Here is a 13,258-nt window from a genome sequence, read left to right on the forward strand (position 1 = left end):
TGAAGGTTTACGCCTGCAGACTTTTAATAAAACAGGAGTTACTCGTATGAAGAAGTTCGCTCTCGCTACTGCTACCGCTCTGACCCTGGCCATGGGTGCTAACGTAGCCTTTGCTCAGACTTCCCAAGCCCCTATGACTTTGGCGGCCGGTGAAGCGACCAAGGCTAAGGAAAGCGTTTCGGATACTTGGATCACCACTAAAGTCAAAGCTGACCTGCTGACCGAAAAAGGCATTCCAGGTTCGGACATCAAGGTTGAGACCAACAAAGGTGTGGTTTCCCTGTCCTCCGACGTAGCAGTCTCGGATTCGCAGAAAGCTACTGCTGTAGCCATCACCAAGAAAATCAAAGGTGTGACCGCGGTTTCTGCTGACGGCCTGCTGGCTGGCGGCGCTACCAAAGCTGACGGCATCGACAAAACCAAAGGCGCTGCCCACGACGCTAAAGAGACCACCAGCGATACCTGGATCACTACCAAAGTGAAGGCTGACTTGGTAACTGAAAAAGGCATTCCTGGCACCGACATCAAGGTTGAAACCAACAAAGGTGTTGTATCCCTGTCGTCGCCTACCGCTGTGACCGCTTCGCAGAAAGAAACGGCTGTAGCGATCACCAAGAAAATCAAAGGCGTTAAAGCTGTATCGGCCGACGGCCTGAAAGCAGAGTAACGCTGACGTTTCGTTTGAACTGAATAGCGGCGGCTTAGGGTGAGTTAGATATCCACCTGACGCACCTCTGGAGTTCATGCGACCGGCCACACGGATGTGGTCATTACAGGCCCCGGCACTTGTGTCGGGGCCTGTTCTATTTCAGGCTGAAACAGAATGATCAGGCCAAAAAAATGTGGGAGCTGGCTTGCCTGCGATGCTGGCACCTCGGTCATTCAGTTGCACCGAGGTGATGCTATCGCAGGCAAGCCAGCTCCCACATTAGGATGGGTGGTGCTTAGAAGTTACTCAGCATCCAGATGCATTGGAGTGATCACCCGGCCATCCTTCTCGGCCTGCCCCAACTGCGCATCGATGAAGTACACGCGGTCATCTTCCAGCTGGCCCTTGTCCACCAGGTAATCCTTGATTGTGCTGGCTCGGTCCTGCCCCAACTGGCGCAGTAGCACGTCACTGCTACTCCAGAACTTGATCACACCGTCCTTGAGTTTCGCCGAGCGCTCGTCGCTGCCCAGGTCTTTCCATTCGGCCGGGGGTTGCTGTTTGAGGCGGGTGCGGTAGATGCCTTCCAGCAATGGTGCTTTTTCCTTCTCCGGCACCTCAAGCAAAGAGGCTTGGGCCGGGACCTTGTCGCCACGGCGCTGGAGAATCTTGTAGTAGTTATATTGGTATTCACGCTCCAGTCGCTGTGCGGCCAGGAACGGCCCGTCGCTGCTGGCAGCGGCTGTGCCTTCAATTTCCAGGCGCAGGGCTGGGCGCTCTTTCAGCGCCTTGGCCAGGGTGTTCAGAGCGCCTTCGGCGTCTTTGTTCAGTTCACTGGAGCCAGCGGCGAACGACACATTGCCCAAGTCTTCAGAGCCGCCACCAGTGACCAGCCCGCCAATGAACTTGAAGGGCGCGGTTGCCGCGCGCACCACGAGGTTGCGCAGGGTTTGCCACACAATCGGCATCACGCTGAATTGCGGGTTGTTCAGGTCGCCGCTTACCGGCAGTTCGATGGAGATCTTGCCATCGGAGTCCTTGAGCAGGGCGACGGCCAGGCGAATCGGTAAGTCGACGGCATCAGAGCTGTCGACTTTTTCACCCAACTGTAGTTGCTCGACCACCACTTTGTTTTCAGCCTTCAATTGGCCTTTGGTGATCACGTAGTGCAGATCGAGATTCAGGCGGCCCTTGCGGATGCGGAAGCCTGCGAATTTACCTGAGTAAGGCGTCAGGTTGGTCAGCTCGACACGCTTGAAGCTGGTGGCGATGTCCAGCGCGGCCATCGGATCAAACGGGTTCACGCTGCCTTTGATCGTCACTGGCGCGTAACGGTCCACCTTGCCCTTGATATCGACGCTGGCCGGTTTGGCCTGGCGACTGTCGATGGTGCCAATCTGGCCGTTGAGCTGTTGAATCGCGGTGGCAAAGTTGGGGGTGAGGCTGAAGTCGGCAAAGTTGGCCGAACCGTCGTTGATCGCGATCTGCCCGATATGAATGCCCAAGGGCTTTTCGTTACTGGCGGCAGGTTTGGCGTTCGACTTGCTGCCGCTGTCGGCCGGCTGCGGAATCAGCAGGTCGTCGATGTTAGTGGTGCGATCTTCGTTGATCATGAAGCGCGCATACGGCTGCAACAGGTTGACCTTGTCGATCGACAGGCTTTGGCCGTGCTGGTAGTTCAGGCCTTCCAACACCAGGCGCTGCCACTTGAGGAAGTCGCGGGTCTTCAGGGTGTCCAGGGTATGCAACTGGTCAACCTGGGCGCGGCCGGTGACCTGAAGGGCCAGTGGCTCGGTGCTTTTGAGGTTTACGTCCAGGTTGCTGCCGAGCATGCCGCTGCGCAATTCCAGGCGAATAAACGGGCTGATATAGGCCTGGGCGACCCGCAGGTCGATGTCCTGGGTGTTCACTTTCAGCTTGGCGCTGACCGGGTTGAGGTTAACTTCGCCGGTTGCCTGGATCTTGCCTTGCTTGCCCAGGCCGGTGTCGACCTTCAAGGCGAAGGGGCTCTGGTTGAGGCTGTCGAAGTTCTGTACGTCGACATTCAACGGGCCCAGTTCCAGCGCGACCGCAGGTTTAGCCTGGCGGTCGGCCAGGTGCACCTGATAGTTACGCAGTTGCACGTCCTTGAGCAGCACTTGCCACGGCTTGCTCGGGACCGCCGGTTGCGCCGACGGCGCGTCGGCAGCGGTTGGTTCCGGTGCCTTGGCCGGTTTGCTCGGTTGGCTGGCGAACAGCTTCTGCCAGTCCAATTGACCATCGGCCTCACGGGCGGCCCAGGTTTCCAGCTTGTTGCTGCGGATCTTGCCGACAATGACCTGCTGCTTGGCCAGGTCTACCGTGGTTTCGCTGACGTCCAGGCGCTCCAGGCGCGCCAGTGGCCGGCCATCGGGGGCCTTTATAGCAAAGGGGGCGATGCTGGCGGCGGTGTTGGTCAGGTTCAGCTCGGTTTCTTTGGCCAGGCTGAATTTGTAGTCAGTGCTGAAGTTGAGCACCCCGTCTTCCAGCACCAGTGGCAGGGCGTCACGTACATACGGCCACCAGGCTTTCATCTTGCCGTCGGTCACCTTCAAGGTGCCTTCGGAGGTGATCGGTACCAGGCTGAAGTTGCCTTTCCAGTCGATCTGGCCACCTTCGGGGCCGGCGGCGACCAGCGTCATGTCGGCATTGTCGTCAGGCAAGGTGCTGAGGTTTTTCAGCTCGAAGTCGAGTTCGTCGTAGAGGAATTCGATGGGCTCGCTGGGGCGCAGGTCCTGGAAGTGCAGGTTACCGCCCGCCAGCTTGATGCTGTCGATACGCAGTGGGAACGGCTTGGCATCGGGATCGTCCGGGGTTGGCTCGCTCGGTGGCAGTTTGAACAACTGCGCCAGGTTCAGTTGGCCGGACTTGTCGAACAGCAGTTCGGTCTTGGGCTTGTCCAGTTGCACATCGGCCAGGTGCAGGGCGCGGGTCCAGAGGCTGTCGATCTGCAGGTTGGCGTAGAGGCGTTCGAAACCTACTTGCTCTTTGCCTGGCTCACCGATCTTCAGGCCCCACAGCGTCAGTTCCAGGCTGAAGGGGTTGAGTTCGATGCGCTCGATTCGCGACGGCACCGTGGCGTAATTGGCCAACTGTTGGTTGGCAATGCGAAGGGCGATGCCGGGTAATATCAGAAAGCCCAGCAAGCTGTACAAAGCAAGGGCGGTCAACAAGGCGCCTACGGCGCGGATCAATCCTTTGGGCATGGGTGAACGCCATCTATGTCGAACGAGAGTGCCTTGGAGTATGGCACGGGAATTCGGTTCCGAAGAACCGTGGGCGCTGGGAAACTTCCTACAAATGCAGGATCAGCGTCTTCAGCGGAGGTTGTTGGTCTCTGGAGGGAAAGTCGGCTCCAGGTGTCATAACCTGCCATTCGCGCACCGGGCGCCCGGCCTTTTCTGCACAACGCAGCACCTGCTCACGCCAGTCCTCCATGCTGACTTTTGCCAGGTTGTTGCAGCAAATCAGCACGCCATTGTCGGCGGTGGCCAGCAGTGCGGGTTTGAGCAGGCTTTGATAGTCGCGCAACAAATCGACCGTGCCGAAGGCGCTCTTGGCCCAGGCGGGAGGATCGAGCAGTACCAGGTCGTACTGGCGTTGCACCAGGCGCGGATAGCTCGGCAGCTTCTGCCCGCGCCGCTGGGTGATGGGCAGGCCCGCCAGTTGGCGAATGGCCGGGAAGTAATCGGATTGTACAAACTCCATGCTCGGCAACTGCGGGTTGAGCTGGCCGTTTTCACGCCCCACTGCCAGGTTGCCCTCGGCAAAGTCCAGGTTGCACACCTCGTGTGCGCCGCCGGCTGCCGCGCTCAAACCCACACCGCACGTGTAAGCGAACAGGTTCAGCACGCTTTTGCCGGCGCTGTGGTCCTTGACCCAGCCCCGGGTGTTGCGCAGGTCGAGGAACAGCAGTGGGTCTTGCCCGGCGTGGCGCCCACGCACACGGTAATTGAGGCCCCACTCGTGGCCGACCAGGTCTTCCAATGCGCCAGGCTCCGCGCGGTACACCGTGTCTTCGCGGTCGATGCGCGAGTTGCCGCGGGCACGGTCGTTGTACACCAGCAACAATTCCAGGCCCATGTATTGGTTGATCAGTTGGTGCAGGTCCAGCAGGTCTGCAGTTTCCAGGGACTGGTGGAAGCTTTGTACCAGCAATTGCGGGCCGTAGCGGTCGATGGTCAAGCCGCCGGCGCCTTCCTGGCTGCCGTGAAACAGCCGATAGCAGTCCGTACCCTGGGCGTGCAGCGTGTTGATCAGGTTTTGGCGGTGATCGAGGGCGGCGCGCAGCGCCTGATTCAAGGGAGTCATGGAGCGCGCCTTGCTGGTTGATGAATAAGAAAAATGGGGCGCGAAGTTTAACAGCTAACCCCGGCCTGCACAGGCCGGGGATAATCCTGGCGCTATCGGTTGAGGCGTTTGTCGATCAAACCGTCCACCACGCTGGGGTCTGCCAGGGTCGAGGTGTCGCCCAGGCTGTCCAGTTCGTTACAGGCGATTTTGCGCAAGATGCGCCGCATGATCTTGCCGGAGCGGGTTTTCGGCAGGGCAGGGGCCCATTGGATCAATTCCGGTTTGGCGAAGCTGCCAATCTCCTTGCTGACCAATTCCAACAGGTGCTTTTTCAACGCGTCGCTGGGTTCGACGCCATTCATGGGGGTGACAAAAGCGTAGATACCCTGGCCCTTGACGTCGTGGGGGTAGCCCACCACGGCGGCTTCGGCGACCTGATCATGCAGCACCAGGGCGCTCTCCACTTCAGCAGTGCCGATGCGATGGCCCGAGACGTTGATCACATCGTCGATCCGCCCGGTGATCCAGTAGTCGCCGTCTTCATCGCGCCGTGCGCCATCCCCGGTGAAGTAGTAGCCGGGGTAGGGCTTGAAGTAGGTGTCGATCATGCGCTGCGGGTCGCCGTAGACGCTGCGAATCTGCCCCGGCCAGCTTGATCTGATGGCGAGTACACCACTGCCGGCGCCACTGATTTCCTTGCCCTGTTCATCGAGCAACACTGGTTGTACGCCGAACATGGGCTGTGTCGCGCAGCCCGGTTTGATGCGCTGGGCACTGACCAGCGGGCTGAGCATGATGCCGCCGGTTTCGGTCTGCCACCAGGTATCGACAATCGGGCAGCGCTGTTCGCCGACGGCGTTGAAATACCAGTCCCAGGCTTCCGGGTTGATCGGCTCACCTACGCTGCCCAGCAGGCGCAGGCTGGCGCGGGATGTACTCTGCAGCGGGCCGTGGCCTTCGCGCATCAGGGCGCGCAGGGCGGTGGGCGCGGTATAGAAAATATTCACCTGATGTTTATCGATGACCTGCCAGAAGCGCGAACTGTCCGGATAACTCGGCACGCCTTCGAACATCAGCGAGGTGGCGCCATTGGCCAGCGGGCCGTAGACGATATAGCTGTGGCCGGTGACCCAGCCCACGTCGGCGGTGCACCAGAACACTTCGCCTTCTTGGTAATCGAGCACGTACTTGAAGGTCATCGCCGCTTGCAGCAGGTAGCCAGCGGTGGTGTGCAACACGCCTTTGGGTTTGCCGGTGCTGCCGGAGGTATAGAGGATGAACAGCGGGTCTTCAGCGTCCATCGGCTCGGGTGGGCAGTTGTCGCTGGCGGCGTCCAGGGCAGCTTGGTACTTGAGGTCGCGGCCCTCGTGCCAATTCACGCTCGCCCCGGTGCGCTCCACCACCAGTACCGTGCTGACATTCGGGCAACTGGCCAGGGCTTTGTCGACATTCTGTTTCAACGCCACGGGCTTGCCACCGCGTACGCCCTCGTCGGCGGTGATCACGGTGCGGCAATCAGCGTCGAGGATGCGGTCGCGCAGGGCGTCAGGAGAGAAACCACCAAACACCACCGAGTGCACTGCGCCAATTCGCGTGCAGGCCAGCATGGCGTAGGCCGCCTCGGGGATCATCGGCATGTAGATGCAAACGCGATCACCTTTGTTCACGCCACGGCTTTTCAACACATTGGCCAGACGGCTGACGTTTTGGTGCAGTTGACGGTAAGTAATCGTGCAGGATTTTGAGGGATCGTCGCCTTCCCAGATGAAGGCCGGCTGATCGGCGCGTTGCGCCAGGTGGCGGTCGATGCAGTTGTAGCTGACGTTCAACTGACCGCCGGCAAACCATTGGGCGGCACCGGTGTGGATGTCTGACTGCTGGACGCTGTGCCAAGGTTTTATCCAGTCGAGAAAGCCCTTGGCCTGTTCGGCCCAGAAGGTGTCTGGCTGGTCGATGGATTGGCGATAGAGGCGCTGGTAGTCCTCTTGACTGAGCTGCGCAGCCCGGCGGACGGCATCGGCGGTGGGAAAGGTGCTGATATCGAACATGAGCGCTCCTTATTCTTGTTTTTGCGACAAGTCATAAAGATGCACCCTGGGACGGGAGGGTTCAAGGCCAGCGTCCAAACGGACGTTGACCTTGAATGAACGGCTTCAGCCGCGGTGACGACCGCGGAAGTAGTTGATCAGGCCCTGGGTCGACGCATCTTCGGCCAAGGTTTCTTCGGCGCCGGTCAGGCGGTTGTACACACCTTTGCCCAGCTCCTTGCCCAGTTCAACGCCCCATTGGTCGAAGGCATTGATGCCCCACACCACGCTCTGCACGAACACCTTGTGTTCATACATAGCCACCAGTGCGCCCAGGCGGCGCGGGCTGATGCGCTCGACCACCAGGGTGTTGCTCGGACGGTTACCCGGGATCACCTTGTGCGGTGCCAGCTTCTGTACTTCGGCTTCCGGCAGGCCCTTCTCACGCAGCTCGGTTTCGGCCTCGCTGCGGGTCTTACCGAGCATCAGCGCCTGGCTTTGGGACAGGCAGTTGGCGTACAGCCACTGATGGTGGTCGGACACAGGGTTGAAACTGACGATCGGCACGATGAAGTCGGCCGGGATCAATTGAGTCCCTTGGTGCAGCAACTGGTGGTAAGCGTGCTGGCCGTTGCAGCCTACGCCGCCCCAGATCACCGGGCCGGTATCGGTGGACACTGGCGTACCGTCCTGGCGCACGCTCTTGCCATTGGATTCCATGTCCAACTGCTGCAAATGCTTGGTGATGTTACGCAGGTAATGGTCGTACGGCAGGATCGCATGGCTCTGCGCACCCCAGAAGTTGCCGTACCACACCCCCAGCAAGCCCAGCAGCACGGGCATGTTGGCTTCGAACGGCGCGTTCAGGAAGTGCTGGTCCATGGTGTAGGCACCCGACAGCAGTTCCTTGAAGTTGGACATGCCGATAGCCAGGGCAATTGGCAAGCCGATGGCAGACCACAGCGAGTAGCGCCCACCGACCCAGTCCCACATTGGGAAGATGTTTTCTTCGCGAATACCGAAAGCCACGGCCGCGGCATTGTTGCTCGAGACGGCGATGAAGTGGCGATACAGCTCGGCTTCCGAGCCCCCCTGGGCCAGGTACCAGGCGCGGGCGGCCTGGGCGTTTTTCAGGGTTTCCAGGGTGTTGAAGGATTTGGACGAGACGATAAACAGCGTGGTCTCGGCGCGCAGCTTCATGGTCAGTTCGTGGAACTCGCTGCCGTCGATGTTCGCCAGGTAGTGGCAACGCACACCTTTATGGGCGTAGGACAGCAAGGCCTCCGAGACCAGTTCCGGGCCGAGGAATGAGCCACCGATACCGATGTTCACCACGTCGGTGATCGGCTTCTCGGTGTAGCCGCGCCACAGGCCGTCGTGGATACGGCCGACCAGGTCAGTGATCTGGTTCAGCACCTTGTGCACGTCCGGCATGATGTTCACGCCGTTGACCGACAGCTTGTCGCCCACCGGGCGGCGCAGGGCGGTGTGCAGGGCAGGGCGGCCCTCGGAGGAGTTGACCGGTTCGCCAGCGTACTGCGCGTCGATCGCCGCCTTGAGATTGACTTCCTTGGCCAGGCCCACCAACAGGTCGCGGGTTTCGCTGGTGATCAGGTTTTTCGAGTAATCGAGGAAAAGTCCGCAGCTGCTCAAGGTGAACTGGGAAAAACGCTGAGGATCGGCATTGAACGCCTCGCGCATGCTGAAATCCTGCATGGCTTGGCGATGTTGAACAAGCGCTTGCCAGGCGGGCAGCGCGGTAACGTCATGAGGGGTGCGGTAGTACGCCATCGCTGCGGGTTTCCTTTTATTACGGGGACTGCCTTTAGGACACTTCAAAGCCCGGAACATCCAGTCTTATCGCAAGGATTGGGTTCCAGACAGCGCTAACCATAGCGCAGGGCAGTTACATTAAACCTAGCGTGTGAATATGTCTTGGCTTTGTCTGCGCTGTGGCCGGTACTTTTTTATACCGGCACAGCCGTCGGGGCAACAGGTTGAGGGTAAAGCGGGGGTCAGGCGAGGTTCAGGTGCAGGTTATCGATGAGGCGTGTTGCCCCCAGATAAGCGGCGACCAGGATCACCACATCACGATCTTCAGCCGTGGCCGGGCGCAGATGTACGCCTTGGCGCACTTCCAGGTAGTCCATGCGCAGCCCTGCGGCTTCAATCTGCTGAATGTGCTCGGCGCGAAGCCTGGCAAAATCATGATCGCCGCCCTGGATGGCCGTGACGATCTGGCTGAGCGCGCGGTACAGCACTGGCGCGACCGCCCGTTGCTCCTCGGTGAGGTAACCGTTGCGTGATGACAGCGCGAGGCCGTCCTCGGCGCGCACGGTAGGCTCGCCGATGATCTGGATCGGCATGTTCAGGTCGCGGACCATGGCGCGGATCACCGCCAACTGCTGGTAGTCCTTCTGGCCGAATACGGCCATGTCCGGCTGGACCATGTTGAACAGCTTGCTGACCACCGTGGCCACGCCTTCGAAGTGCCCTGGGCGGCTGGCGCCGCACAAGCCTTCGGACAGCTGTGGCACGCTGACTCGGGTCTGGCCGTTCATGCCATCGGGGTACATTTCCTCGACCGTGGGCGCGAACAGCAGGTTGCAGCCCGCCTGCAGGAGTTTTTCCTGGTCGGCGGCCAACGTGCGCGGGTATTTGTCCAGGTCTTCGCCCGCGCCGAATTGCAGCGGGTTGACGAAAATGCTCGCCACTACGAAATCCGCTTGCTGCGCGGCCTTGGTCACCAGAGTGGCGTGGCCGCTGTGCAGGTTACCCATGGTGGGCACAAAGCCGATGCGTTTGCCGGCGCTGCGGGCGTGGGTTACGGCAGCCCGCAGTTCGCGGACGGTTTTAACGGTGTTCATGCCGAGAACCCGTGTTCAATACCTGGGAAAGTTACATTCTTGACTTCGCTGACGTAGGCGCTCAGGGCCGCGTGGATGCTGTCCTGGCCGGCCATGAAGTTCTTCACGAACTTCGGTACGTGGCCAGTGATCGACAGGCCGAGCATGTCGTGCAATACCAGCACTTGGCCGTCGGTGGCGGAACCTGCGCCAATCCCGATCACGGGCACTTTGACGGCCTGGGTGATTTCGGCGGCCAGTTCGCTCGGCACGCACTCCAGCAGAATCATCGCAGCACCGGCTTGTTCCAGTGCAATAGCATCGGCGCGCATCTGGCGGGCCTGGGCTTCATTGCGGCCCTGAACCTTGTAGCCACCGAGGATATTCACCGACTGCGGTGTCAGGCCCATGTGCGCGCACACTGGCACGCCGCGCTCGGCCAGCAGCCGGATCGACTCGGCCAGCCACACGGCTCCTTCGACTTTGATCATGTGCGCGCCGGCCTGCATCAGCTTTCCGGCGTTCAGGAAGGTTTGCTCAAGGGTGGCGTAACCCATGAACGGCAGGTCCGCGATGATAAAGGCGCCATCGTTGCCACGCTTGACGCTGGCGGTGTGGTAGGCGAGTTCATCGGTGGTCACAGGCAGCGTGCTGTCATTCCCTTGAAGAACCATGCCCAGGGAGTCGCCCACCAGCAGCACTTCGACGCCAGCCTGGCAGCTGGCGTGGGCGAAGGTGGCGTCATAGCAGGTCAGCATGGTGATTTTTTCACCTTTGAGCTTGAGGCTCTGCAAGGTGGTCAGGGTAATGTCTGGCATGAAAGGGTCCTCGTTCAGGCGCTTGGAAACAGCGAGTAACGCGCGTGAGTCTTCGTTTATACAGGCGCACTGTCTTGAAAGCAGTGCTTATAAGGCCTGGATTGCGCCCTGTCGCGCCGGGTTGGCGGCAGCGGGACGCCTATAGTCGTGAGGAGGACACGGGAAGTCAATTGGATGTGTTACCGCATTGTTACGATGGAGGTGTTACCGCTGTTACTGACGCGATTGTAGGAGCGAGCTTGCTCGCGAAGAAACCATAGGCGCCGCGTTTAATCAGGCTGAGCGCGTTATCGTTGGTGATTTTCGCGAGCAAGCTCGCTCCTACAGAGGTAGGCGTTCCAGGCCGACGAACGGGCAGGCGGTGAGCAGGTCGCTCAAACGCTGGCCGTCAGGTAGCTGCAGGTCGGCAGGCGCCAACTCAGCCAACGGATACAGCACAAACGCGCGCAGATGCATCTGGTAATGCGGCACCTTGAGGCGCGGCTCGTCGATCAGGCGATCACCGAACAGCAGGATATCCAGGTCCAAGGTGCGCGGGCCCCAGCGTTCCAGGCGTTCGCGGCCCTGATCGTTCTCGATGGCTTGCAGCGCATCAAGCAGGTCCAATGGCGCCAGGCGACTGTCCAGCGCCGCAACGGCGTTGGTGTAGCGCGGTTGGCCTGGCAGCAGTGAATCGCTTTGATAGAAGGCGGACACCCCGGCGAGGTGGGTGCCAGGCAGTTGCGCCAGCGCCTCGATCGCGCTGCGCAATTGTTGTTGCGGGGCAGCCAGGTTGCTGCCCATGCCGATGTAGATACGTTCCACGTTTATTCGCCCGCAGCGCCCGAGGCATCGGCACTGCTGCGTTTACGCTTGGTGCCGCTACGGCGACGCTTTTTCGGCCCTTCGCCGGCGCTATCGCCTTTGCTGCCCAGCTCACGAATCATTTCGCGGCGCTGGCTGTCATTGGCGTCCTGATAATCGGTCCACCATTCGCCCAGGCCATCGGTCTGCTCGCCCGCGCTTTCACGTAGCAGCAGGAAGTCGTAGCCGGCACGGAAACGCGGGTTGTCCAGCAACAGATCGGCGCGCTTGCCGCTGCGGCGTGGCAGGCGCTCCTGCATGTCCCAGATTTCGCGGATCGGCATGGTGAAACGTTTAGGGATGGCGATGCGTTGGCACTGTTCGGCGATCAACTCGTGAGCCGCTTCCTGCATGGCCGGGATCGGCGGCATGCCACGGTCCTGCAGGCGCAGTACGCGTTTGGGCAGGGCCGGCCACAACAAGGCGGCAAACAGGAATGCCGGGGTCACCGGTTTGTTCTGCTTGATGCGCAGGTCGGTGTTGATCAAGGCTTCGCTGATCAAGGTGTGGGTGTACGTCGGGTTGTACTCCAGGGCCTCGGCGCTGGCCGGGAACAGGGGGTCGAACAACTGCAAGTCCACCAGCATTTCAAAGGTGTCGGCGGCGTAGCCCGAAAGGAACAGCTTGAGCACTTCCTCAAACAGGCGTGCCGAGGGGATTTCCCGCAGCATCGGCGCCAGTTCGCGAATCGGCGCGGCGGTGTGTTTTTCGATGCCGAAGTTGAGCTTGGCGGCGAATCGCACGGCACGCAGCATGCGCACCGGGTCTTCCTGGTAGCGCTGCGTAGGATCGCCGATCAGCCGGATCAGGTTGTTGCGAATGTCGTGTACGCCGTTGGCGTAATCGAGGATGCGCTCGCTGACCGGGTCGTAATACAAGGCGTTGATGGTGAAGTCGCGACGTTGCGCGTCCTCTTCCAGGGTGCCATACACGTTATCGCGCAGGATGCGCCCGCTCTCGTTTCGGGAAGACTGGTTAGTGTCCTCCTCTTCATCGTTTTGCGGGTGACCGGCGCGGAACGTTGCGACCTCGATGATTTCGCGACCAAAGTGGATATGCACCAGCTTGAAGCGCCGGCCGATGATTCGTGCATTACGAAACTCGGCGCGCACTTGCTCAGGCGTGGCACTGGTGGCGACGTCGAAATCCTTGGGCGTGATGTTGAGCAGCATGTCGCGTACGCAACCCCCCACCAGGTAGGCCTGGTAGCCGGCGTTCTGCAAACGTTCGACGATGTTCACTGCATAACGGCTGAATTGAGCGCGCTGCAGCGAATGCTGGCTGCTATTGAGCACTTCAGGCGTGCTGCGTTTGTGTTGCGTTCGACGCAAGGGAGAACGGAATGACTGGAACAACTTCTTCAGCATGGGATGCACTGTTTGAAGGAATGTTCGGCCATAACGAAGAATGACCGCATGATGGGCGGGGATTCTAGCATTTAGTCAGGGGATGGTGTAGGAACAAGCTAAAGGCATTGCGCCATAAGCGTTTGAAGGTCAAATCCCGGAAACTACAAGGGGAGCCGAAGCTCCCCCAGAAGTAGTTGCGTGCTCTATTTTTATTATTGATGTCGGGCTTCTTGTTTTTGTTGATCGCCCTCGCCACGAAGCTTCCTTCATGACACTCCCAATCGGGAGCCAAGAGCAAACGGATTGCTTTGGTCGCTGTGTTGCTGATCTACGATCCAACCAGTTCAGGCTCTGCCTTAGGGCAGTTTTTGTTGTTCTCGGCCTGGTTGCGGGGCAAGCCCCAAATGCAACGCCT

9 protein-coding genes are annotated in these 13,258 nt (G+C 60.1%); 1 reads left to right on the forward strand and 8 read right to left on the reverse strand.

Annotation, left to right across the window (positions count from 1 at the left end; all coding sequences use genetic code 11):
* Window positions 1-46 precede the first annotated feature (46 nt).
* Window positions 47-667 carry a BON domain-containing protein gene (locus GIV26_RS10860; protein WP_014719949.1) on the forward strand — a complete coding sequence of 207 codons (621 nt, stop codon included), beginning with the start codon at window positions 47-49 and terminating at the stop codon, window positions 665-667.
* Between the two features lie 284 nt (window positions 668-951).
* Here the strand turns inward: GIV26_RS10860 and GIV26_RS10865 are convergent, their stop codons facing one another.
* The 8 genes from GIV26_RS10865 to GIV26_RS10900 form a co-directional block, all read right to left on the reverse strand.
* Window positions 952-3,873: a DUF748 domain-containing protein gene (locus GIV26_RS10865; RefSeq protein ID WP_236280455.1), complete on the reverse strand. Its 2,922-nt coding sequence runs from the start codon at window positions 3,871-3,873 to the stop codon at window positions 952-954.
* An 88-nt stretch (window positions 3,874-3,961) separates the two neighbouring features.
* Window positions 3,962-4,978: a class I SAM-dependent rRNA methyltransferase gene (locus GIV26_RS10870; protein WP_236280457.1), complete on the reverse strand. Its 1,017-nt coding sequence runs from the start codon at window positions 4,976-4,978 to the stop codon at window positions 3,962-3,964.
* 92 nt (window positions 4,979-5,070) lie between these two features.
* Complete coding sequence (acs, locus tag GIV26_RS10875) at window positions 5,071-7,008, reverse strand: acetate--CoA ligase (protein WP_127881937.1); 1,938 nt, start codon at window positions 7,006-7,008, stop codon at window positions 5,071-5,073.
* Window positions 7,009-7,113: 105 nt separating this feature from the next.
* Window positions 7,114-8,778: a glucose-6-phosphate isomerase gene (pgi, locus tag GIV26_RS10880; RefSeq protein WP_034127010.1), complete on the reverse strand. Its 1,665-nt coding sequence runs from the start codon at window positions 8,776-8,778 to the stop codon at window positions 7,114-7,116.
* A gap of 224 nt (window positions 8,779-9,002) precedes the next feature.
* Window positions 9,003-9,854, reverse strand: a complete 852-nt coding sequence (gene panC, locus GIV26_RS10885) for a pantoate--beta-alanine ligase (RefSeq protein WP_236280459.1) — start codon at window positions 9,852-9,854, stop codon at window positions 9,003-9,005.
* On the reverse strand, window positions 9,851-10,651 hold the full coding sequence (gene panB, locus GIV26_RS10890; protein ID WP_044268578.1) for a 3-methyl-2-oxobutanoate hydroxymethyltransferase: 801 nt from the start codon (window positions 10,649-10,651) through the stop codon (window positions 9,851-9,853). Before panB ends, panC begins: the two co-directional genes overlap by 4 nt.
* A gap of 321 nt (window positions 10,652-10,972) precedes the next feature.
* Window positions 10,973-11,455 (reverse strand): 2-amino-4-hydroxy-6-hydroxymethyldihydropteridine diphosphokinase, encoded by a 483-nt coding sequence (gene folK, locus GIV26_RS10895; protein ID WP_057975464.1) that lies wholly within the window; start codon window positions 11,453-11,455, stop codon window positions 10,973-10,975.
* Window positions 11,456-11,457: 2 nt separating this feature from the next.
* The gene (locus tag GIV26_RS10900; protein WP_003194157.1) at window positions 11,458-12,861 is read right to left on the reverse strand and encodes a polynucleotide adenylyltransferase PcnB; all 1,404 of its coding nucleotides are present in this window, start codon (window positions 12,859-12,861) and stop codon (window positions 11,458-11,460) included.
* Between the last annotated feature and the right edge of the window lie 397 nt (window positions 12,862-13,258).

The sequence above is a fragment of the Pseudomonas sp. PA-1-3F genome (genome assembly GCF_021609665.1).
In the GTDB taxonomy this organism is placed as follows: Bacteria; Pseudomonadota; Gammaproteobacteria; order Pseudomonadales; family Pseudomonadaceae; genus Aquipseudomonas; species Aquipseudomonas paracarnis.